Below are 23567 nucleotides of genomic sequence, written 5' to 3' on the forward strand. Positions count from 1 at the left end.
CACAGCATTATGACCTTTACACCGACGGCAATAAAACACTGTTTACATCCAAACTCAGACTTTGGCAGTGGCTCGCATAGTGGCACTAACCCTTTAGATTTCAACAATGCTAAAGATAACCTGCAGGCGTTTGCCAAGTTGTGGTTTTCATTTGATGACAAGCCAGCAGTTGCTGCTTTTCATGGTTTAATGTTTGGTGCAGTTGGCGATAACCGTTTAAAGCCTCTATTTGGTTATACCGGTTTTGGTTTGTTTCAAGCCAAGCTGCTTAGTAATGGTAATGTGCGCATTCGTGGCAAAGAAGTAGGTTACTTTTGTGACCCCATCACTGGTGATATCCTCGAATATTGGGACAACCCTTATACGGGTGAACGCGTCAAAGTATTTAACTTTTTTAACGACCGCATTAGGGGTGAGTTAACTCCTGAGATGCCAAAGTTTCATTTTGGTGATGACAATGATGCACCAACATTAATGAATGAAGGCAGCATTAAAACCCGCATCGACGGTAGTGCTCCATTTATTCTGCCGTGGCAACGATTTGGCGATAATATGACCCTTGCCTGGGATTATACTCACAGATATCGCAACCCAGTAACCAAAGACAAATGGCCAAAAGCCCACACCGGTGAATTTATAAATCCGTCAGAGCACTTTACCTTTCAAACGAATTATAACCACCTTGCTGATCGGGCAACGCCCACTGCAGATTTTGCTTGCGGGTTTTCACGTATTTCGCCTTGGTGGCCGTGGATGCAAATGGGACAAAGTGGCATTAAAGGTCACTTATTCGGTCGGATGAATTCTCATAAAAGCAATAATGGCTTTGTCGATATCCCTGAAAAAGTATTGGCCTATACCGAACAACATCACCCTGAATACTTAATAGCGCCGAATGATTGGGATGATGGTTTCCCTATTGGCACTTGGGAGTCTTACGCGCAAAAAGTAGCGCCAGAAATTGCATTGTAAATATTGTTATTAATCGCTAAGGTCTTAATAGATAAACTACAATTATAAAAATATGACAGAAAACCAACACATCTTAATTGTTGACGACGACCCAGAAATTCGCGAATTACTGGGCCAGTTTCTACGCAAGCACGAATTTAAAGTGGCCTTAGCCGCAGACGGTGAGCAAATGCAGCAGCAATTGCAACATCATAAGTTTGACTTACTGGTACTTGACCTGATGTTACCCGGTGAAGATGGACTATCTTTGTGTCGAAACCTGCGTACAAAAACCAATATGCCTATTATTATGCTGACTGCCTTAGGTGAAGAAGTGGACCGCATATTAGGGCTAGAAATGGGGGCAGACGACTATTTAGCAAAACCATTTAGCCCAAGAGAATTATTAGCAAGAATTAAAGCAGTATTGCGACGTTCACAGTTGGGAAGAGGCGGTCTAACCGAACAACAAAGCGGTACCTTGCTAATCTTTGATAACTGGCAACTCGATATAGGTAAGCGTGAATTGAAACAAGCTGATGGCACACTTATTCCGTTAAGCTCAGGAGAGTTTACCTTATTGCAAGTATTTGCCGAACATCCACAACGAGTTCTTAGTCGCGATTTTTTACTAGACCATACAAAAGGCCGTGAGAGTGGTCCATATGATCGTAGTATCGACATTCAATTATCAAGACTTAGACGCAAAATTGAAGTGAACAAGAAAGAGCCAGAAATAATTAAAACGATTCGCAGCGGTGGCTATCAATTTAGCCTGCCGGTTTTGAGAAAATAACTATGCGTTGGTTCTGGCCATCAGGGCTAACCGGACGAGTCGCATTAGTGCTGATCTTGGCATTAATTACGGTGCAACTGTTAAGCTTGCCGTTTTACCTGCGTCAGCAAACCAGTGAAGCAACTGAACTTTATCAACACTCAACATTGCAACGCATTAATCACATAGTTAAATTATTTGAACAATTAAATGCTACCCAACGTCGTGATTTATTACCCGCGCTAAACAGCCCATCTCTGTCTATGGATGCCTATTACCAGTTAACCCAAGCAGAAAGTAAGGCAACCGATGAACCAAGCTTGGCGGCAACACTATCAACACAGTTAGACCGCAACGTTATTGTAAAACACGCCAAACAAGACGGTTCTATGTTACTCGACATGTTTCCATCACAGCAGCGAATTGCTATTTGGGTGCCCTTAAAAGATAACTCTTGGCTACGCTTTTCTACCAGTTCATCACTGCCATCATCAGGTTGGATAATGCATATTTCTGCGCAAATAATCATGCTATGTATTGCAGTAATCATTCTTGCCATTGTTGCGGCTAGGCAATTGACTCGGCCGATTCGCACCTTTGCCGCCGCCGCTGAGCGCTTAGGTACCGATGTAAATGCAGAACCGATTGAAGAAAAAGGCAGTACCGAATTAAGAAAAGCTACCCGCGCATTTAATACCATGCAACAACGCTTGCAAAGTTATGTGGAAGACAGAACCAAAATGCTCGCGGCAATATCACATGACTTAAGAACATCCCTCACCCGATTAAGGCTAAGAACCGAATTTATAGAAGACGAACAACAACAACGTAAAGCCGAACATGACTTAGAAGACATGGAAGCCATGCTTGCCTCAACCTTAACGTTTGCCCGAGATGATGCAGGGCAAGAGAAACTAGTAAACCTAGATTTAGCAAAACTGATCCACACTCTTTGCGACGATATGGAAGACTTAGAAAAAGATGTCATATACCAAGGCCCTGAAGCACTCACCTGTTTAGGGAGACCAACTGCACTTAAACGAGCCATATCAAACGTAATAATAAATGCGGTGAATTATGGTAAAAAAGCAAAAGTGACCCTAAGCCAAGATGAAGAAAACATTAACATACAAGTTGAAGATGATGGTCCTGGTATACCAGCAGAGCAAATAGAAAAGGTATTCGAACCATTCGTAAGACTCGACCAAGCAAGAAACCGTAGCACTGGTGGTACCGGTTTAGGCTTATCTATTACAAGATCAGTTATACGTTCACATGGAGGTGATGTCACATTAAAAAACCATCATAAAAGTGGTTTAGTTGTTACTTTGGCTTTACCGAAAGTTAGTTAATAAAACCCTCTATCTCCCACCCATGAAAAATGCAGCTCGCCATTCCCCCATCTATGGTACAGGAGGATAAGCACGTCCTTGTGCAAAAAAAAAGCAAGGCTAATAGCCTTGCTCTTTATTCTAAATTCTTAATGCTTTGGGTTAGTGATCTAACCTAGCGATTAATTATAAAGGTTTGATGTTCTCTGCTTGAGGGCCTTTTTGACCTTCAGTTACAGTGAATTCAACTTTTTGACCTTCAGAAAGAGTCTTAAAACCGTCAGCAACGATTGCACGGAAGTGAGCAAAAACGTCAGGACCATTTTCTTGTTCGATAAAACCAAAACCTTTAGCTTCGTTGAACCATTTAACTGTACCAGTAGTAGTGTTAGACATAATAATATCCTATTTAATATAAATTTAATTTAAGCCTTTCTAGTGAAAGACCAAGTCGTTGGAAGCAAACTATCAAATATCAAACAGGATGAAGTCTTAAAAAAAACATCAACTTGGTGTACATAAATATAGGTCGAACTTTCAAGCTGCGAGGATTATATCCTAGTGAGTTTTTTAATCTAGAGGTTTAGTGTTAAATATTTGTTAAATATTGTTGTTACACAACGATACAAAACTCTAACTCCTTGAAATACTTGCGATACAAACAATCCATATACTTAATTTATTAATGTGTAAATTAGGAAAAAGTAATGGCTGTAGGTAAACGTGGGTTCTTTAAACGTCATTTACGGAAAATTTTAACTTTAATGGTCATTGCCGCTTTGATCGGTGGTTATTTTAAACTAGCCTCGCCTACGCTAGTTGCCATGGTTAACTATGAAGATTTTCAGGTAGCACGCGTATTTAAATCTAATACCAACTCAATGATTACTATTAATATGGTGTCGTTAGAAAACATTGAGCAAGTTGCTAATTACGATTTGGTGTTGTTTTTTGGTCGTGGTTTAAACCTTGAGCCCGAGCAGTTTGATTTTTTACAATCGCAAGGTATTAAAGGCTTGAAAATGTTTATGGAAGGTGCAACCAACCCTAACATTGATGTTACCAATCTACGTGGACAAGACTTAGACTTTATTGGCGATTACATTAAATACGGCGGCTCTGCTAATTACCGCTCCTTGTTAAATTATGTTCGATCTGTATTTGATCAGAAAAAGCTGTTTGTGGACGAGCTTAAAAAACCTATCCCATTATCACAAGATTTAGTGTTTCATCTTAAGGAAGATGAGATGTTTGAAACCGTAAGCGAATTTGAACAATACGCAGCATTAAATGGCATACACAAACCGGGGCAGCCAAAAGTTGCCATGGTTACTTCGGTTCCAGGGCCGTTTAACTCAAACCGTGATCACGTAGACGGTTTAATAAATTCATTAGCCAATCGTGGCCTGAATGTTTATCCAATGGCAGCGTTAAACAAACGGCTTGAATTTTTACAAGCAGTAAACCCTGATGCAGTGGTATTTATGCCGCACGGCCGTATTACCTTAAATGATACCGATGCCGCATTAAAGTGGTTAAAAGACGGCAACGTACCAATGTTTGGCCCTATTTCAGTATTTCAAAATCATGACGAATGGATAGATGACCAGCAAGGCATGATGGGCGCATTAATTACCATGTCGATTGTATTACCTGAATTCGATGGCGCCATCACCCCTTATGCCATTGCCGCGAAATATTCAGATGAAAACGGTTATCAAATCTTTAAAGCAATTCCCGAGCGCATGGAAAAGTTCACTGCCATGGTACGCAACTGGATTGATTTAAAAGTATTACACAACAAAGATAAAAAGCTGGCGATTTACTACTACAAAGGTCCGGGTAAAAATGCGATGACCGCCGGCGGTATGGAAGTGGCAGAATCATTGTATAACACTTTAGATGAGCTTAAAGGTTCTGGCTTCAATGTTGACGGATTGCCAGAAAACTTAGCGAGTTTTAAACAATTAATACAACGACAAGGTCCTGTACTTGGCCCATATGCCGCAGGTGATATGGCCGAGTTTTTCAAGCATGGAAAACCTGCTCGTGTTAGCGCCGAACAATTTGATTTATGGTGTAAAGAAGAGTTAAAAGCAGCAATGTGTGCAGCGGTTGAAGCGCGTTATGGCCGTAGCCCTGGCAATTATATGGTAGATGTGAAAGATGGTATTGAACATATTGGGGTTGCTCGAATTCAGCTAGGTAATGTAGTTATTTTACCGCAACCACTACCTGGTATAGGAGATAATACCTTTGCTTTGGTTCATGGAACCCGCGAAGCACCGCCACATCCGTATGTTGCCTCATATTTATGGACCCGCAAAGTGTTTCAACCCGATGCAATTATGCATTTTGGTACTCATGGCTCATTAGAGTTTACTCCATGGAAACAGGTAGCATTATCTGATTACGATTGGTCAGATGCGTTAGTAGGAGGTCTGCCACATTTTTATATTTACACCATCAATAATGTTGGTGAAGCAATTATTGCCAAGCGGCGCTCTTACGCCACTATTTTGTCGCATTTAACCGCACCATTTATGGAAAGTGGCGTGCACAATCAAATGAAATCATTAGCAGATAAACTGCAGAGCTATCATCAATTAGAAAATGGGTCTGTTAAAGCCAGTTATGCCCGCAGCATTACTGAGATGGCTAAGGACATGGGCATTGTTGAGCAACTTAACATTGGCGGAGAAAAATGGAGCGAAGCCGACTTTTTTGCCTTATCTAATCATGTTGAAACTGTATCGTCTGAAAAGATCACCGAAGGTTTATACACTCTGAACAAACCTTATACGGCTGAGCAGATTGATTCTACAACGCGCTTAATTGCTACAGATCCTCTAGCCTATTCAATGGCAAGCTTAGATGTATTAAAAGGCAAAATTGACAGCCAACAATTAGATAACAAACCCTGGTTTAATGCCAACTATCAAGCACCTGCCAAAGCTTGGGTAAATCGGGTATTAACCGGTGAACAAGCAAGCCAGGTTTTGCCTGAGTTGATTTCAACTAAAGAACTTGTGCAAACCGAGCAATGGTTTATTGATAACCGCCGCTTAACCGATGGCGAAATTATTGGTGGCTTTGTCGCTATGGGTAGTATGGAAGCCGATTTGGGCAATGTCGGTGGTAATTTAGCCGAAAACTTAGAATCGGTAAAAAGCCTATTGATAAAAATTATTCCTCATCCAGAACGCCTTGAATTTTTACAATCTCTAAAATCTGAAAAGCAATTTGTGATGGTGTCAAAATCGCTCGACCCCGAATTACTTAAACAAGCACAAACCATTGCCAAGGCAATTCCTGCTATGGCGGCTGGTTTAAAAATATCGCAACAGGGAGATGTTAATCAGCTACTGCGTTTGATGCAAAAACCGGCGATATACGAACAGGTATTTGTGTTACTTAACGATCCACAATTAGCAGACTCGGTTGCAAAAGAGCGCGCAGCAGTTGCTACAGAAAATAAACAACTTGCCCTGCAATCAGACAACTTAAAAGCCTTAAGCTTAGCGTTAAACGACATGCAGCGCCCGCAAACTTTGCCAAATATGGATAAAGCTGAGCTGCAAAATTTTATTGACGTATTGCAGTTTTATTTGGCTAAGAAAGAGGGATTAGAACTTAGCTCTGACGACAGTGATGAAGGCATCAATAAACAAGTAGAAATTTTAGCAGCTCTGCTTGCTGTTAATGATTTTGATGATCGGATTGAAGTTGCAAAGCAGCAAGCCTCAGAAAAAATTAGAATTATCGATCAACGCGCCAAAAGCATGGCCCATGCGGTACGCACCATAGAGCAAAACTTAATATCGGTTAACCAATACCGTGAAGACTTAGCGAATAGTCCAAGTATTGAAATGCAAAGTTTACTCAATGCGCTGAGTGGTGGTTATATTCTACCCTCTTCCGGTGGTGATTTAGTGCGCAACCCTCGGACCCTGCCTACTGGTAGAAATATGTTCTCGGTAGATGCAGAGCAAACTCCTACCGTTGAAGCATGGGATGTAGGTGTGAAGTTAGCCGATTCTTTACTGGAAAATCATCTTGCCAGCAACGACGGCGAATATCCGAAGAAAATCACTTTTACCTTATGGCCAGGCGACTTTATCCAAACCGAAGGGGCGCAACTTGCACAAATATTTTATCTATTAGGTGTTGAACCGGTGCGAGACCCATTTAACCGAGTAGTATCAATCAAACCTATCCCTCTGGCAGAGCTTGGCCGCCCACGTATAGATATTGTTGCTCAAACTGCTGGCCAGTTTCGCGATTTAGCGGCCAGTAGAATATTACTTATTAACAAAGCCATTGAAATGGTCAGCCAACTTGATGAAACAGCCAGCGACAACTTTGTTCGCAGTGGTGTAAGTAAATCAGAGCGGATGATGGTTGCTAAAGGCATATCTCCGGTAGAGGCACGGGAGCTTGCTAGTACCCGAGTATTTGGTGGTGCTAACGGTGCGTATGGTACCGGTATTATGGGTATGGTTGAACGAGGAGATTCTTGGGAAAAAGACTCAGAAGTGGCCCAGCAATACCTTAACAATATGGGCGCGGTTTACGGCAAAGGTGATAAATGGAGTTACTACCGTGAAGGCGTATTTGAAGCCGCATTGCAAGATGCCGAAGTAGTGGTACAACCTAGAGAGTCTAATACTTGGGGCGCGTTATCACTCGATCATGTTTATGAATTTATGGGCGGCTTAAATTTAGCAGTAAGAGAAGTGACTGGTGAAGATCCAAAAGCTTATTTTAATGATTTTCGCCAAGCTAATAATCCAGAAGTACAAACAATGGAAGATGCTGTATGGACAGAAGCGCAAGCAACACTATTTAATCCTCAATACATTAAAGCCATTCAACAGGGCAGCGCTTCATCGGCCGAGAAAATGGCAGAAACCTTCCGTAATACTTATGGTTGGAATGTAATGAAGCCCGACGCCATCAAAGATGAGCTTTGGGATGAAGTATATGAAACTTACGTAGATGATAAGTACGATCTCGGTGTTCAAGACTTCTTTGAAAATGAAAACCCTTACGCACTACAAGAGATGACCGCTGTAATGATGGAGACTGCCCGTAAAGGTTTATGGGAAGCCAGTGATGAACAACTTAATGCACTAGCAACACTGCATGCTGAATTGATCGAGAAGTACGATGCTGGTTGTACTATCTTCGTATGTGATAACAGTAAGTTGCGTGACTTTATCAGTCAGCGATTACCCGAACAGCAACGTCAAAATTACCAACAACAAATTAAAAAATCGTTAGAAGCACCAAGTGATGCCAATGAAGACTCTATGGTACTAGAAAAAGAAGTGGTTAAAAAAACTGATGAAAGTGAATTGCCACTTATCCAACGGTTAAACTGGGGCTTGATCCTTGGCTTGTTATTAATATTAGCAACCATTGCATTTTTAGCGTCACGTCGTCGTCAAGTTTCGCACCTTGATACTAACGAGCTGTAAATTATGGACAATATAATCCTATTTTTAGCGTTATTTAGCCTAACGGCAACGGCAGTCCAAGTGTCATTGTTTCGCCATTGGTGGCAACAACTGGCACTGGCATTAGTAATTGCAGCAATTACTTATTGTTTTTACCCAACGGCAATTGCGTATAGTACTACTGATATAGAACAACTACTGGCCAATACCAACTCAATGTTAGATATGTCGGTGGTGTTGGTACTTGAAGCTGTGGTAATGCTAATACTCGCGTTGTTTATGTTACGTGATATGTATACTCGCTTAGTTATGCCCTACAAACTTATACCCCATATGCAGTTTATCCCAATGGTAAGTGCCGTTGGCGTGTTGTGCTTTTATCAAGTGCACCTTTATCAACAAGCGCTTGAATGGGAGTTTGCCACTACCGCATTTATTTACGGCGGCTCGGTAGCATTAACTGTTGTGTTATTTGCCTGGGTTATTAAATTTTTAGTGCCAGCAAGAGTATTGCGGCTAGAACTGAAACTAGCAATGCACGCGGCGCAAATTGTTTTAGCGGTTGCGGTATCTATTTTAACGGCAAGGCATCCATATCTCCAAAGTGACATTAACCCTAATATAAACGAATTTATCGTGGTAACTATCATCATCAGCTTAGGTGCGGTTGTCGGTTACGTACGCTATCAATATCAATCAAAAAAATTATTAAAAAAGAGGTAATACCATGGAATTCATCATTCAAACACTGTACTGGATTTCTTCCGGTTTGCTGATCCCAACAATCGTATTGTTATTACTGTTTTTAGCACAAGGGCTAATGGTTATTGGTGGCTTTTATGGCGCTTATGCTAACCGTATGGCCTTTGAAAAAAGCGTAAAGCCAGCACTGCATGAGTTATCAAAAGACAACGCTAATGATGTACTAAACCAAGAAAAAATTCGTCGTACAGGTTTGGTGAATGTTTACTTAGAGAAGCTTTTGGCTAATCGCGACAATACCATTAAAGCTGAAAAAGTGTTGGCTGATTTTGAAATGGCTTGTGAACAGGATTTAGGCAAAGTAAAAACATTAGCCAAAATCGGTCCAATGTTAGGTTTAATGGGTACGTTAATTCCAATGGGCCCGGCGCTGGTTGGTTTAGCTTCTGGCGATATGGCTTCACTTGCACAAAACATGCAAGTGGCATTTGCAACCACCGTTGTTGGCTTATTAATTGGTGCCATTGGTTTTTTCTGTAACCAAATTAAAACTCGTTGGTATGCATCAGATCTTACCGACCTTGAATACGTTTATGCCGTAGTTAAAAATTAGTTAAGAACTAATAAGGATTAGTTATGCGCTCAACGAACACCAGACATAAATTTTTAAAACAAGATGATGATCTTGACCCGTTATCATCCCTTACCAATCTATTTGACGTTGCCATGGTATTTGCAGTAGCGTTAATGGTGGCCTTGGTACAACATTTAAATATCGCTGAAATGTTACTCGATGAAGACTTCACTATGGTGAAAAATCCAGGTAAAGAGAATATGGAAATTATTCAGAAAAAAGGCAAAGAGATTAGTAAATACAAACAAAACCAAAATAGTGAAGCTGATCCAAATAAAAAGCGTGGCAAGCGAGTTGGCGTGGCTTATCAGCTTGAGAATGGCGAAATCATTTATATTCCGGAGTAAAGTTAATGTTCAATTATATGTTACTTGGCTATGCCGTGTTGCACCTAACTATTTTGGCTTGGACATTTAGTTGGGCCGATAATAAGGACGCAAAAATTTGGATTTTGCGAGGCATGTTATTTGGCATGTTTTACGACAACCTTTTGCAAGGTTTAGGTGTTTGGTTTATAAATGCCAGTTGGTATGAATCGGCCAGTATTCTGCGCTTTGTATTGCACGTTACAGTATTGCCATTTTTAACCGTCTTTACTCTAAAAATATTACAACTTGGGCACGTTGAAATTGCCAGTAAACCGTTGTTTATTTCTTTTTGTTGGGCTTTTACATCCGCAGCACTTACCTACGGTATTTATCAAGAAGTGTACTTACTTGAGCTTGGTCCAAAATCAGCATTAGGCGTGGAAAAGTTATCAAACTTATCAAAAATACCCCCCATTGCCACGATATTAACCAATATTTTGGTGATGATAATGGCGGCAGTATTATTACGAGTTAATGGTTGGAAATGGTTATTTTTAGGCGCGTTATTTATTTTTATAGTTAATGGTGCAACCGCAACATTAACCTGGGGATTTATCGCCGGAAATTTTGCTGAAGTGGTATTTATACTATGTTTACTCGCCACTACTCGCAAGTTTCAACCAATCCAAACATCATGATACAAAAAGCCCAATGGCACGATATCGATCATGCCTTTGGTACAGCTCTCGGTTGTATTACATCATAAAACCATAGTAATACAATGGAAACGAAGTAAGGCCGGTAGCAAACATGCTAATCATCCCGCAATACCCTAAAGGCCGATGAAACTTACGAAATGGGTTAGTTTTGGTATTTGGCGGGAGTTTAAATTTCTTTATCGATAAAATAACCAATACAGCCCATAACAAGGTGGTAATAATAGCGATTAATGTATGGCCCCACATCCAGTAATTTAGTGTATTTGTGCCAAAGTATGTGCTGTCTTTAGTAAGTACCGCCATACCACCAGAAAGCTTTAAATCTAGCTCAAAAATTACTACTGCAACTGCCAAAATAACACTTAAGGAAATTTGCATTTTCGCATGGCCAAGATGATTGCCACTACGCGCTGTACGCCATGAGATGACCAACAATGGCATGATAATAATGAACGCGACAATAACCAAATCCATCATCAAATCAGCTCGAGTACCAAAAAAACCTTGCGGAAACATGCCATTCTCCAAATTATTATTGTTTTATATTAACTAGTTAGCATAATCTCCAACAACTCACCTGCCTTACCTTTATACAATCGAACTTCACCATTACCATAATAAGGATCATTTTCGACCGTCATCGCGGCTAATGGTTGGTAATCAGCAGGAATGTTTTTTGCCTGCATAGTTACCAAAGCAATACCTGCAGGTAAGCATTTATCTTTATGGTGCTCTCCCGTTGTAACTTCATCGATTTCAATTAACGATTCACCGTTAAATTGAATAGTCGCCACCGGGTATTGATGGTTGATATCGATATTGAAAAAACGATTTAACACGGTAATTTTGGTATTAAAGCTTATGCCATTGTGTTGGTTTATGCCTTCATAAAAAGCCAAGCTGTTTGCGCGGTTAGGCGCTTTTAATACTGGGATAAATAATCTATCTAATTCAGCATCGGTAAATGGTAATTCAAACGGAGGCACAGCCGCTTTGATTTCAGTTAAGTACAACACTTCACCAACGGGCCCTGCTACTTGCATTGCTTTAATAGCATCACTCAACTCTAGATTGGCAGGTTTGCCGAGCACGCTAAAATTGTCGGTTATTTTTGTCGCTGTTTGCTCAACATCAGCAACATTTACCTCAAGAGACATCCAGCCGTAACGTGATAATGGGGTAGGTGATGTAGCGTCTTTATCTTCAATAATTCTTAACCACTTACTCGAACTGGGCGATTGCAATATCACTTGCGTATTACCTGCTAACTTTGACGATTGCCAAAATGCAGCTTGTTGCTCGCTAATAGTAGTGCGGCTATATTCAGTCATGGCAAAGCTTTGCCTGTAAGCAGTAATAACCACATCAATATCAGCACAAACTAACGTTGCTCCTATCATAGGGCCAAGTTTTGGCGACGTTGCTTTACCCTTCATATTTTTGCCCATTTGCTAAAATTTCATCAGTACCTAGTAACTGATTCAAACCACCAAGATCTAGCATCCTATCTTGGTATTGTTTGGTATTTTGATTCGCTTTTAAACTTCCTAAAAACTCTTGTGCCATAAACGTATATGCACGCACCATGGCACCAGGGAATATTACTAATGAATATCCCATCTGTTGTAAGTCATCCGCATCTTTTATTGGTGTAGAACCACCTTCAACCATATTGGCTAATAATGGTACTTTACCTTCGAATATTTCATTAATGGTTTGCATTTGTTCAAGGCTTTCAGGCGCTTCGATAAATAACAGATCAGCACCCGCTTGATAATAGGCCATAGCTCTATCAACTGCAGCATCAAAGCCTTCAACGGCAATGGCATCTGTACGAGCAATAATCATAGTGTCTGGGTTACTGCGAGCATCAACAGCGGCTTTTACTTTACCTACCATTTCTTCTTTACTGACTAACGCCTTACCTTTTAAATGACCACAACGTTTTGGCATTTGCTGATCTTCCAGCTGAATTGCTGAAGCACCCATGCGTTCAAATAACTTCACTGTGCGCTGAGTATTAATGGCATTGCCAAAACCTGTATCGCCATCAACAATGATCGGAAAATCAACTCGTTCACGAATAACCGCTAAAGTTTCAGCTACTTCATTCATACTAACTAAGCCAATATCTGGACGACCAAAACGGGTGTAAGCAATGCTGGCACCAGATAAATACATGGCGTTAAAGCCACCTTGTTGAATAAGCGATGCTGACAAACCATCGTAACCGCCTGGAGCGATTAGGATTTCTTTGTCATTTACTAACTGGCGTAGCGTTTTTGCGTGCATTCTATGTCCTAAAATTTTTATTTATTGTTTTTATTCTGTAAAAACGGCATTAAACCACCGGCGCGAACAATTTCCATTAACTGCGGTGGAATGGCTTCGCATTTATATTGTTCGTTTTTACTATGATTAATAATCACGCCTTGTTCAGGCTGCACACTAATTTGGTCGCCTTTACTAATTTTATCAGCGTCATTACAAACCAGAGCGGGAAGGCCAAGGTTCAAAGCATTGCGATAGAAAATACGAGCAAAGGATTTAGCGATCACAGTACTTACACCTAATTCCACCAGTGCTTGTGCGGCTTGCTCACGTGAAGATCCGATACCAAATGCTTCTCCGCCAACCACAACATCCCCTGTTTTTACCTGAACAGCAAAATCAGTATCTATGGCCTCAAAGCAATGTTTGGCAAGCTCTGCCATTGGTTTTTTCATATAAGGGCCAGGCGCTAAAATATCGGTATCTATGTTATTACCATAAACCCATGCACTGCCTTTTTGTTCACTATTAAAAGTCATTTTTAGCTCCTACAAATACTCACGTGGATCGGCAATCTTGCCTGCAATAGCTGCAGCGGCAACAGAATAAGGAGAGCCTAAATATACTTCTGAGTTAGGTGAGCCCATACGCCCTTTAAAGTTTCGAGACGTTGATGAGATGCAGACTTCACCATTGGCAATCGCACCAGCGCCCATACCGGCACAAGCACCACAGCCGGTTGGTAAAATAATTGCGCCCGCTTCCGTAAGTATTTCTAAAGTGCCATCACTGGCCGCTTGGTTGGTGGTTTTTGCCGAAGCCGGTGCGACTAATAAGCGTGTGCCATCAGCAACCTTGTTACCCTTTAAAACTTTTGCCGCCATATGTAAGTCAGTTAATTTCGCTCCGGTACATGCGCCAATATAAGCTTGATCCACATGAACATTTTCAAAACTATCAACATCATTGGTATTTTCTGGGCTATGCGGTGCGGCTATTTGTGGCTTTAACTCACTGGCATCAAAGTTGTACTCGGCAAAGTAAATTGCATCACTATCGCTTTGCCAATCTTCAATGTTACCTTCAAAAACCTTTCCTGCGGTTTCAATTGCTGCAATTGTGCTGCTATCTGGCGCGATAACACCGGTTTTAGCACCAAGTTCTGCGGTCATGTTACAAAGCACCATCCGTTCTAACATGTTCATTTGGTCAATGGCAGTCCCTGTAAATTCAATCACTTTATAATTATTATTTACACCAAGCTTTTTGCATAAAAACAGCATGATGTCTTTTGATGATACGCCAACGGATAATGTACCGTGCCAATTTACTCTAATGGTTTCAGGTACCTTGATCCAAATTTCACCTGTGGCTAATACACCGGTCATTTCTGTAGCACCGATGCCCACCATAAAACAACCAAAAGCACCGCCAGTTGGAGAATGCGAATCACCGCCTACTAGAAAATTGCCAGGTAATAAATGCCCCTTCTCTGCCATCATTACATGACAAATACCCTGCATATCGTAGAAGTTACTGATGTTATTATCTTTAGCCCAACGACGGGTCAGAGCTAAAATTTCAGCACTTTCTGCATCTGTTGCAGGTACGAAGTGATCACTTACTAATATGATTTTGTTAGGATCAAACACTTTCGCGTTTAGGCTTTCTAAACGTTCTTTTACCCGGCGTGGACCTGAAGAGTCATGCATTAACACGTTATCCACTTTACAGGTAATTAATTCACCTGGTGAAACACTGACAACATTGGCTGCACGGGAAATAATTTTTTCAGCTAGCGTCTGCGCTTTGCTTTGTTCAGTCATCAACAACCTCAATGATCATTGTTAGTTTGAAAATAATAAAACTACTATACTATTAAAATGATATATTAGTATATCAATATAGTTTTTACCTTTGACAAATGTCAGCTAAATAGTTGATGATGAGATAAAGCTAAATAGAAATAACAAATATAAAGAACAATAAATCACTATGGATTATTTAAGTTTAGAGATCAGCGGCAGTATTGCTTATCTCACCATCAATAGACCCGAGAAGCGTAATGCCTTTAATCAACAGATGTGGCGCAACCTACCAAAACTGTTAGCCAAAGCTGTGCAAGCAAATACGCGCTGCTTAATTTTGCAAGCGAGTGGCGATAAAGCATTTTGTGCTGGTGCCGATATTGATGAACTAACGGTGATGATCAAAGATAAAACCGAACTTAAGGTCAATAATCAATACATTCAAGAAGCTCAGCAAGCCTTAGCAGTACTACCAATAGTAACAATTGCCCTAATTAACGGAGCATGTATGGGCGGCGGTTTAGGTTTAGCCATGGCCTGTGATTTTAGAATTGCTGCCAATCATGCCAAATTTGCGATTACTCCCGCCAAGCTAGGTCTGTTGTATAGTATTGCTGATACTAAACGAGTTTATGAATTAGTTGGTTTGAGTCGAGCTAAAGAATTATTAATGTTAAGTAAAGTACTCGATGCTGCAACTGCTGTTGATTACGGCTTGATCAATCAACAATGTGAACTTGACCAATTAACTGACCGTGGAGAAGAACTTTGCCAGCAAGTATTGCTTAACAGTGGATACAGTCAACGAGGAATAAAGCTCACTTTAAATCAGATAAGTGGCGAGCAACAAGTAACCGTCCAACAATTAGATGATTTGTTTATTGACGCTTTTGATGGTGATGATTTTAACGAAGGTGCTGCTGCTTTTCTTGAAAAACGTAAGCCGAAATTCTGCTAATGACTAATGCAAATATAGCCCATGAAAAGATAATTAATGAGGCCTGGCAATTATGCGCTGCCATGCAAGGTTTCTCTGCCCATATGGGCCCATTCTATGAGAAACAAGAAAACGATAGCAACGTTTTTACTCGATTATTACCATTACAAGAACATCACCAAAATCCAGAAGGTGTAATACACGGAGGGGTGCTAACAGCCGTTGCTGATTATGGCATTTATCGAGCAATTGGCGATGTACTTGGCCATCAACAAAAGTTTGCGACAATTAACTTAAATTGTGATTTTCTCGCCGCGGCAACCAGTGCTGATGATTCATTAAAGGTAAAAGGTAAAATAACCCGATTAACTAAATCTTTAGTCTTCGCCGAAGGTATGGTTTATACCGAGCGTAGAGAAGTACTGCGAGCTACTGGAATTTGGAAGTTAATAAGCTCTAAGTAATTATCCAGCTAACGCCTTAAATGCGTTTTCCATCTCAATAATACCCTGTTTTACCGCGCTGTCTTGTTGTACCCACTGCCACCATGCAGTAATTGCAGGGTAATCAGCAAGGATATTTTCGTAGCCAAAAAGACGAGGGGTTGCTTCAGTAAAATACATTGTTGTCGCTAAAGCAATATCTCCAATATTTAATGACCTTGTTGAATACTGAGGCATCGACTGCAGCAGGTTCTCGCCCTTTTGTAGCTCAGCTTTTATTAACTTTATTTCTTGTTCAACATCAATTTTAGTTTTCATCAATAAAGATTTAAACATTGGAAATAACGATGGTCCAAGGTGTAAATCTGCATAGCGTCCAACCATGGCCATATGAGCATTTTCAATTGCAGCATTTGGTTTTAAAGAAGTATCGGTAAAGCACTGCTCAAGGTATTCCATAATTACCCAAGACTCAGTAATCGCCGTATGCTCATCCAATTCCAGAACAGGGATTTTACCAAGGGGAAATTTACTCAAAAACTCCGCGGTTCTAAGTTCAGGCTGTGGAGCACAAATCTCAATCGGCAAATTCTTTTTTCTGATCTGGATGCGTACTCGGGTTGAGTAAGGTGAAATATCAGAGCTTAATAAGCGCATTTTCTATCCTTATTATTTTTATTATGGATTTATTAGGTGCATACCAAGGGCAGCATTAACTATTAGGCCAAACCAAATGAAATACACAAATGGTCGCACTCGATTGATAGAGCCCTGCATAACTGCATCTATTTCGTCATTAGGGCCGTCTTTCATCATCTGCATAAATGCTGGTACAAATGGTTTAAGCATTACCCTAATACCCAAACCACAACAAACAAGAATGGCAAACATGATCAATTTCCAAGCTAAGTACTCTGCCTGAATAAAACTAGGTGTTGTCGAGAACATAGATTCAAGGGCTACATAGAAACAGATCAAGACTACGACAATGCGAAAATTAAAATCAAACTTGGTAAGGGGGGCTACAAATTTTTTGCCATGACCAAAATGAATCGCTAATACCATAGCTAACCAAACTGCACACACTAGCCATACCAACACCATTGCCCAAGCAGGAATGGTGATAGCACCAGAGTTAAATGCCATTTGCACACCAGGGCCTAAAATTAAAGCCATACAAATACGTGGACCTTGATCAACACCCATCATAATGGTTAATGCGGTACTGCGCTGTTCTTTGCTTAAGCCTTTTTTCGCAACAAATTTAGACGCATAAAATGTGCCCAAATCGCCACCTAACCAATAGACAAATAAAACGATATGCAGCAATTTAAAAATTAAGTATTCAGTCATGTAATTTACGTACTCTAGTAACTAACACTATATTCGTTAGCAGATATTTTTATATATTGGCTTTATTAAAGCAGTTAATGCAAAAAAGCGAAATGACATAAATCATCTTGATATTTGTTGCATTTGTATTGTATCTATATCATTATTGCTTTTCGCACTCATATTTCAATAAAACTCGCGGCACACAAGGCTTACAGTTAATATACATATGTGCAAATAAGTAGTACTGACCAAAAAGAAGATATAACAATATGACATTTGAAGAGTTACTTAATGACCCTCGTTTAGGTCAGGCATTAAAAAGTGATGTCCCAACACCTTTGTACCATCAGGTTTATTTATTTCTTAAAGAAAAAATTCATTTAGGTGATATTCCCTTCGGTGAAAAGATGCCGACTGAACATCAATTGTCAGAAGCATTTCAAGTATCACGTATTACCGCAAAACGTGCCATGGATGAACTTGCTGAAGAAGGTTACATCTCTCGCCGCAGAGGTAAAGGCTCGCATGTTATCTACAAACATAGAGCTGAACAACTAGCCGCGCCACTATCGGGCTTATTAGAAAACTTAAAAGTATTAGGCGAAGAAACGCAAGTACGCTCTATTGATTTCAAACGTGCCATTCCACCACTCGATATACAAGAGCGGTTTGGTTTAGCTCCAAACGAAGAATTAATTCAATCGGTAAGAGTTCGATTAACTGACGGTATACCATTTGGTTATTACGTAAGTTGGACGCGTGATATTGGAGAAGGTTATAACGAAATGTCATTGCAGCAGTCCACACGTTTAGATCTATTTAAAAGTGCAGGTATTGCATTAGATAATGTTGAACAATCGATTACCGCAACTCTGTCGAATATGGATACCGCGTTAGTATTAGAAATTCCAACAGGCCGACCATTATTATTATTAGATCGTTCTATGTATGATGCTGAAGGTAAGTTAATTGACCACCTTTATGCTATATACCGCCCAGATAAATATCAATTTGATATGAAATTTTCAATGAAGTAACAGCGGTTATCCTGCACTTGATGCAGGATAAAATTCACCGCATAACTAGATTATAAACAACGTCTTCCCACCGTGTTTTTGGGTGGGATCTCATTCCGCGTATTGTGCATCGTTGAATAATGTTTTTGTAATTAAACTTCTATTTCACTAAATAAACTTGCCAATGCACATCAGGCTTTTGTTGCCAGCAATATTGGCTTAGCTGCCCTAATTTATTTAGATAAAACTCAGCCTGATCTTCTTGATAATGTTCACTGGTAAAACTAAGCTTTTTGCCCTTGCCGTTTGTCCCTAAAGATTTAGTTTTCCGTAAGTCAAAGCTAGGCTTGAGTTTATCGTTATAACGCGTTGCAAGTCGGATATCAGGTACTAATACTTGCTTTTGTTGACCATTATCAATTTTGCAATCTTGTAGCATCGTACCGCTGAATATACGTAATAGAGGAAAAATGACTAACCCCTCTACACAGCCATGTTGTTGGAATATATCGCCGGGATGGCTTTGAGTAACCTTCCAATTACCTTGTCCATCAATTCTATACTCAGCATTTATATCTGGGCTATCACCTTCACTGTAACTTATATCAACAACTTGATTACCATCAGAAATATGAGCAACTACCGAAAGCTTAACTCGATACTTTTCGCTATATCGTACGCTGCGAACTATTTGCAAGTTGCCATTTTCTAAGATTTGCCAAGGCTCTTGTATGTCAGTGCTTTCACCATTTAAGTGATATTGATATTGTCCTTGGTCCATTATTTTAAAATGTTGTTTTTGGATCGCTGTTAATGGCACAATTTTATCAAGCAATGCTTTATCCATAGTTACTTCCTTGGAGATTTTTTATTATTATTTCGATTTGATTATTTAATTTGAATGAGTTCAATATACAAATTGCCGGTTGTTTCTGGGTCTAAATAAACCATTTTTTTACTACCGGTATCCATGACTCCGTTCGGTGTTACATAACCGGGAATGATGCCCTGCTTCGCCAAAACATCCACGCTTTCTTCAATATCAGTTACCAACCAAGCTATATGATTTATGCCACCACCACCTGCAGGGGCGGAATGTAATAAGTGTTTAAAGTCAGTTGAAATTGGTTCGATTAATTCGATTTCACTGTCATTTATTTTGATAAAAGCAAAACGCGTTAATACTTCATCACCGGTTTGTGAAAAGGGTGGAAACACTAAAATATCACTATCTTCAACACCGTATACTTTCTTATAATCAGCAATAGATGCCGTTAAATCGGTAACGATAAAGCCAACATGAGCCAAACCGACAATTTGCTGCTTTAGGGTGTTTGCAATGTTAGTCATGTTATTTGTTTTCCATTGTGTTGCTATTATTAGTTGTAAGTTGGGTGCTTGTTTTCGTGGTTAGTACATCACTTAATTGCCACGGCCTGTCGCTGAGCAAATCAGTATTTGCCGACATTAATTTATTGCTAGCAGCAATAGGCGAAATACTCGTTTGAGTAAATCCAGACTGTTGCCTAGTGAGTAAAGGATGATTGATATAGCCATCAAATTTACGGTGCTGCCATGGCGTCATTATGGTGAAATCTGTTTCTAAATTGGCCACTAAACCCGAAAGCTGTTTATGCTCTAACAATTTGTTTCTACTGCTGGCAATCACACAAATACGATTTTCTGCAGCTCGAGAAAGTAAACCAAAATCGACTTCCCACGGCTCTTGAATATCAACAGGACAAATTAGCGCATGGACACCTTGCAACGCAGCAACTTTTGCAAGTTCTGGATAACAGGCATCATCACCAGTAAGCAGCGCAACTTTGCCCCATGGCAGTGAATACACTTTTAGTTTATCGGCCAAATCAGACCACTGATGCCGTTTACACTGGTGTAATTGGCCTTGAGAAAATTCTAGCCCGTGCTCATTAATCAACACGGCTTTATGGCTATCCCCAATAACTAATGAAGTAGCCACAAATTGGTTCGGTGCTAATATTGAGGCAATATCCCTTATCGCCATTTCGCTGTATTGACGGGCCAGTTCAATATCATTCACAACAGAGTCGGCTAGAAAAAATAACTCTGGCAAAACAATCAACGCTTCGCTGCGCGCTGCCAGCTGTTGCTTTACATTTATCAATCGTTGCAAAGGTTCTGATAAGTTAATTGGCAATTGATACAAAGCAATATCGACTTGTTCGGCACCACCTCGGCAATACTGCTGCTTTGCCGGTTTTACAATAGTTTGATAAAGCTCGGGGCGACGGTTATTAAATAAATCACTGCCATCTGGTCGGCACTTATTATTGCTGTCGGCTAAGTTGATGTCGGCATATATAAAACCTTCTTGGTTATATGCTGCTTTTGCCAATATTTCACCATTTGGAGCAACAATTTGGCTCTCGCCCGCTCCCATTAAAAACTGCTCAGGAATACTAGTGGCTTTAGCGACATCACTTAATACTTCAATTGGAATTAACGGCCCGACTTTATTTGCCGAAGCTAAGAACACTTTATTTTCTGGTGCGCGTGCAGGCACATGCAAACTGGCTTCATCTAGGGCGAATGAATTAAGAGAATCGCAAAATAATTGTGCGCCGCGTAATGCTAAAGAGCGAGGTGTTTCACACGTTACGCCATCTCTACATGGAAAAATACCTAATTGACCAAACTCGGTCTCGATCACATCAGAATGCTTATTTGCACGAACAAAAAAATCATTTTCGTGGCCCATTAAAGTCTGTTTATCTGCTTCTAAAATTAAACTACCTTGCGGTGAAAACAACAGTGAAGTCACCGTTATATCAGGAAATTTTCGGCGCAAACTAACATTTATGACAATGTAACAATGGTGTTTTTTTGCCTGCTGAGAAATTTTTTGTAAGAACTCACCATCAATATCTAGGGCTAATTGCCAAGCATGATCTTGGTCTTCATACCAAGATAAAGCATTACAGAACTCGGGCAACACCATAAGTTCAGGCGCACAGCTCGATGCTTCCTCAATCATTCTTAAACAAGTATTTAGGTTATCACTTACGCTTAACGTAGTTGCAAATTGTAAAACCGAGACCCGCATTATTTATCCTGAATTTTTCTAAAACTGCGTTAAAGCAATTCAAAGTTTGACACATTGTTATAATGTTAATACATTATAACTTATTGACTCACTATAAAACACTTTAGGTAAAAAATGAAAGTACTTATTTTAGGACTCGGACATGTAGGCAAAGCAGTCGCTACAAAATTAAAAGCAGACGGCCATAGTGTTGTTGGTACAACGACAACCGAAGCAAAAGTTGCAGAGCTATCAACTTTAGTTGAGCAAGTATTTGTGCTTAAAGGCGAAGAAACTGACAAAGTTATTGCCGCCGCAGAAGGTTGTGACGCAATTATTGCCACGGTTGCGCCAAACGTTAGAAATACTCGTACCAAAGAAGAGCGTGAAACTCATTACCATCAAGCTCTAGAACTTAGCTGTCAAAGCGCTGCTAAAGCTTGTCCGCGAGTAATCTTCTTATCGTCGTTTTCAGTATATGGCGATGGCGGCGTTGATAGCGCACCAATTAGTGAACTAACACCAACGTCTAATCATGAAGAGCCATCTTCAAAATATTACCAAAAAGCTGAGCAAGAAGTTTTAAGTAATGCACAAGGTTGCGTACTTCGTTTTCCTGATATGTACGGTGCTCCTGGCGATATTGATTTTCCACAACGAGTAAAAATGGCCATTGAATATTTTGGTGGCAAAGCAATTTTTGGTGCTGATGCGCCACTTTATGCCATTCACTTCAATGACGTTGTCAGCTCGGTATACCACGCCTTAAATAATGAATTAACCGGCATTTATAATGTTTGTGATAACGAAAATATTCCATCAACTAACAAAGTTGTATTTGATGCTATTTGCGATGATAACGATTGGTTGCGCCTTGAATTTTTAAACCAAATTAAAGCGCCTAACCGCAAAATTTCAGCCGATAAAATTTATGCGACTGGATACGCCGTAGAACATGGCGATCCAAATGCAGACGTAGTTGCTAGAGCACAATCAACAGGACAAGGCGCTTAATCATGGCAAATGTAGTTATCACCGGTAGCACCAAAGGCATTGGTCGCGGCTTAGCCGCAGAGTTTGCTAAGCAAGGCCATAAAGTAATGATATCCGGCCGTAAACAAAACGACATTGATAGCACCATTGCTGAACTTGGTTTTGAATCAGGGCAAGTTGTCGGTTTAGCCTGTGACACTACTGATAAAGCACAAGTTCAAGCACTTTGGGATGAAGCTAAAAGCACATTTTCAACGGTTGATATCTGGGTTAATAACGCCGGCCTTGCACGTACTGTTTGGTCAATTTTAGATACGCCAGACAGTGAAATTAGCACCATGGTTAATACTAACCTGCTCGGTAATATTAACTGCTGCAAAGTGGTAGCAAACGGCATGAAGCAACAAGGTGGAGGTAAAATCTTTAACATGCTTGGCGGTGGCAGTGACGGTGAATACTTTAAGGGTATGGGCGTTTATGGCACCACCAAACGTGGCTTAGATTACTTTACTAATGCGCTGAGCAAAGAGCTTAAAGATGACAATATCATCGTCGGTAAAATACGCCCAGGGATGATCATAACCGAAGGCGTTATTCGTGAAGCTAAAGAAGATTTAGATAATTTTCAAAAACGCCGAAAATTTGCCAATGCCTTATGCGATACCGTAGAAACAGTTGCGCCATTTTTAGTCGAGAACATTCTTAAATTTAATAAAACTGGTAAAAAAATCGCCTGGCTAAACACCACAAAAATTACATTGCGCATGCTAGCGACATTTATCAGCAAGCCAAAAGACAAATTTGAAGACTTCGGTTTATAG

General features: G+C 40.2%; 24 protein-coding genes. 13 read left to right on the forward strand and 11 right to left on the reverse strand.

Features of this window, described 5'->3' with window-relative positions; translation table 11 throughout:
- Window positions 1-9 precede the first annotated feature (9 nt).
- Genes RGQ13_RS18790 through RGQ13_RS18800 form a run of 3 tightly spaced genes read left to right on the forward strand, consistent with a single transcriptional unit; the run spans window position 10 to window position 3078 of the window.
- Window positions 10-972 carry a DUF1838 family protein gene (locus RGQ13_RS18790; RefSeq protein ID WP_348391263.1) on the forward strand — a complete coding sequence of 321 codons (963 nt, stop codon included), beginning with the start codon at window positions 10-12 and terminating at the stop codon, window positions 970-972.
- Window positions 973-1024: 52 nt separating this feature from the next.
- Window positions 1025-1747, forward strand: coding sequence for a response regulator (locus RGQ13_RS18795; RefSeq protein WP_348391264.1), 723 nt, complete (start codon window positions 1025-1027; stop codon window positions 1745-1747).
- A 2-nt stretch (window positions 1748-1749) separates the two neighbouring features.
- Window positions 1750-3078, forward strand: a complete 1329-nt coding sequence (locus RGQ13_RS18800) for an ATP-binding protein (RefSeq protein ID WP_348391265.1) — start codon at window positions 1750-1752, stop codon at window positions 3076-3078.
- Window positions 3079-3243: 165 nt separating this feature from the next.
- On the opposite strand, the gene RGQ13_RS18805 is transcribed toward RGQ13_RS18800, so the two are convergent.
- Entirely contained in the window at window positions 3244-3453 is a 210-nt protein-coding gene (locus RGQ13_RS18805) for a cold-shock protein (protein WP_348390208.1), read from the reverse strand.
- Window positions 3454-3764: 311 nt separating this feature from the next.
- On the opposite strand from RGQ13_RS18805, the gene RGQ13_RS18810 reads away from it, so the two are divergent.
- The 5 genes from RGQ13_RS18810 to RGQ13_RS18830 are packed head-to-tail and all read left to right on the forward strand — an operon-like array spanning window position 3765 to window position 10858.
- Window positions 3765-8537, forward strand: a complete 4773-nt coding sequence (locus RGQ13_RS18810; RefSeq protein ID WP_348391266.1) for a cobaltochelatase subunit CobN — start codon at window positions 3765-3767, stop codon at window positions 8535-8537.
- A 3-nt stretch (window positions 8538-8540) separates the two neighbouring features.
- Window positions 8541-9239, forward strand: coding sequence for a hypothetical protein (locus tag RGQ13_RS18815; protein WP_348391267.1), 699 nt, complete (start codon window positions 8541-8543; stop codon window positions 9237-9239).
- A gap of 4 nt (window positions 9240-9243) precedes the next feature.
- Window positions 9244-9831: a MotA/TolQ/ExbB proton channel family protein gene (locus tag RGQ13_RS18820; protein ID WP_348391268.1), complete on the forward strand. Its 588-nt coding sequence runs from the start codon at window positions 9244-9246 to the stop codon at window positions 9829-9831.
- 23 nt (window positions 9832-9854) lie between these two features.
- Window positions 9855-10199, forward strand: coding sequence for a DUF2149 domain-containing protein (locus RGQ13_RS18825; protein WP_348391269.1), 345 nt, complete (start codon window positions 9855-9857; stop codon window positions 10197-10199).
- Window positions 10200-10204: 5 nt separating this feature from the next.
- Complete coding sequence (locus RGQ13_RS18830) at window positions 10205-10858, forward strand: hypothetical protein (protein ID WP_348391270.1); 654 nt, start codon at window positions 10205-10207, stop codon at window positions 10856-10858.
- 57 nt (window positions 10859-10915) lie between these two features.
- Here RGQ13_RS18830 and RGQ13_RS18835 read toward each other — a convergent pair whose 3' ends face one another.
- The 5 genes from RGQ13_RS18835 to RGQ13_RS18855 are packed head-to-tail and all read right to left on the reverse strand — an operon-like array spanning window position 10916 to window position 14976.
- A complete protein-coding gene (locus RGQ13_RS18835; protein ID WP_348391271.1) occupies window positions 10916-11395 on the reverse strand; it encodes a hypothetical protein in 480 nt (159 codons plus the stop codon).
- A 29-nt stretch (window positions 11396-11424) separates the two neighbouring features.
- Complete coding sequence (locus tag RGQ13_RS18840; protein WP_348391272.1) at window positions 11425-12315, reverse strand: hypothetical protein; 891 nt, start codon at window positions 12313-12315, stop codon at window positions 11425-11427.
- Window positions 12305-13171 carry an isocitrate lyase/PEP mutase family protein gene (locus RGQ13_RS18845; RefSeq protein ID WP_348391273.1) on the reverse strand — a complete coding sequence of 289 codons (867 nt, stop codon included), beginning with the start codon at window positions 13169-13171 and terminating at the stop codon, window positions 12305-12307. The genes RGQ13_RS18840 and RGQ13_RS18845 overlap by 11 nt, the downstream gene beginning before the upstream one ends.
- Window positions 13172-13188: 17 nt before the next feature.
- Window positions 13189-13689, reverse strand: coding sequence for a LeuD/DmdB family oxidoreductase small subunit (locus RGQ13_RS18850; protein ID WP_348391274.1), 501 nt, complete (start codon window positions 13687-13689; stop codon window positions 13189-13191).
- 9 nt (window positions 13690-13698) lie between these two features.
- Window positions 13699-14976, reverse strand: a complete 1278-nt coding sequence (locus RGQ13_RS18855; RefSeq protein ID WP_348391275.1) for an aconitase/3-isopropylmalate dehydratase large subunit family protein — start codon at window positions 14974-14976, stop codon at window positions 13699-13701.
- 169 nt (window positions 14977-15145) lie between these two features.
- Between RGQ13_RS18855 and RGQ13_RS18860 the strand changes: the two genes are divergently transcribed.
- Together RGQ13_RS18860 and RGQ13_RS18865 are read left to right on the forward strand one after the other, a co-directional pair.
- Window positions 15146-15916: an enoyl-CoA hydratase/isomerase family protein gene (locus tag RGQ13_RS18860; protein ID WP_348391276.1), complete on the forward strand. Its 771-nt coding sequence runs from the start codon at window positions 15146-15148 to the stop codon at window positions 15914-15916.
- Window positions 15916-16359: a PaaI family thioesterase gene (locus RGQ13_RS18865; RefSeq protein ID WP_348391277.1), complete on the forward strand. Its 444-nt coding sequence runs from the start codon at window positions 15916-15918 to the stop codon at window positions 16357-16359. The genes RGQ13_RS18860 and RGQ13_RS18865 overlap by 1 nt, the downstream gene beginning before the upstream one ends.
- Here RGQ13_RS18865 and RGQ13_RS18870 read toward each other — a convergent pair whose 3' ends face one another.
- Both RGQ13_RS18870 and RGQ13_RS18875 read right to left on the reverse strand, forming a co-directional pair.
- Entirely contained in the window at window positions 16360-16995 is a 636-nt protein-coding gene (locus RGQ13_RS18870) for a glutathione S-transferase family protein (RefSeq protein ID WP_348391278.1), read from the reverse strand. It lies immediately after the preceding gene.
- A gap of 21 nt (window positions 16996-17016) precedes the next feature.
- Window positions 17017-17691, reverse strand: a complete 675-nt coding sequence (locus RGQ13_RS18875; protein WP_348391279.1) for a hypothetical protein — start codon at window positions 17689-17691, stop codon at window positions 17017-17019.
- A gap of 251 nt (window positions 17692-17942) precedes the next feature.
- On the opposite strand from RGQ13_RS18875, the gene RGQ13_RS18880 reads away from it, so the two are divergent.
- Window positions 17943-18710, forward strand: coding sequence for a GntR family transcriptional regulator (locus tag RGQ13_RS18880; RefSeq protein ID WP_348391280.1), 768 nt, complete (start codon window positions 17943-17945; stop codon window positions 18708-18710).
- A 139-nt stretch (window positions 18711-18849) separates the two neighbouring features.
- Here the strand turns inward: RGQ13_RS18880 and RGQ13_RS18885 are convergent, their stop codons facing one another.
- From RGQ13_RS18885 to RGQ13_RS18895, 3 genes are read right to left on the reverse strand one after another with little or no spacing between them, the layout of a single operon-like run.
- Entirely contained in the window at window positions 18850-19536 is a 687-nt protein-coding gene (locus RGQ13_RS18885) for a hypothetical protein (protein WP_348391281.1), read from the reverse strand.
- Window positions 19537-19577: 41 nt separating this feature from the next.
- The gene (locus tag RGQ13_RS18890; RefSeq protein ID WP_348391282.1) at window positions 19578-20039 is read right to left on the reverse strand and encodes a VOC family protein; all 462 of its coding nucleotides are present in this window, start codon (window positions 20037-20039) and stop codon (window positions 19578-19580) included.
- 1 nt (window position 20040) lies between these two features.
- Window positions 20041-21774 (reverse strand): carbon-nitrogen hydrolase family protein, encoded by a 1734-nt coding sequence (locus RGQ13_RS18895; RefSeq protein ID WP_348391283.1) that lies wholly within the window; start codon window positions 21772-21774, stop codon window positions 20041-20043.
- 114 nt (window positions 21775-21888) lie between these two features.
- Here RGQ13_RS18895 and RGQ13_RS18900 point away from each other — a divergent pair, with 114 nt between their 5' ends.
- Entirely contained in the window at window positions 21889-22767 is an 879-nt protein-coding gene (locus RGQ13_RS18900; protein WP_348391284.1) for an NAD-dependent epimerase/dehydratase family protein, read from the forward strand.
- Window positions 22768-22769: 2 nt separating this feature from the next.
- Window positions 22770-23567 (forward strand): SDR family oxidoreductase, encoded by a 798-nt coding sequence (locus RGQ13_RS18905; protein ID WP_348391285.1) that lies wholly within the window; start codon window positions 22770-22772, stop codon window positions 23565-23567.

The organism is Thalassotalea psychrophila (genome assembly GCF_031583595.1).
Lineage (GTDB): Bacteria > Pseudomonadota > Gammaproteobacteria > Enterobacterales > Alteromonadaceae > Thalassotalea_A > Thalassotalea_A psychrophila.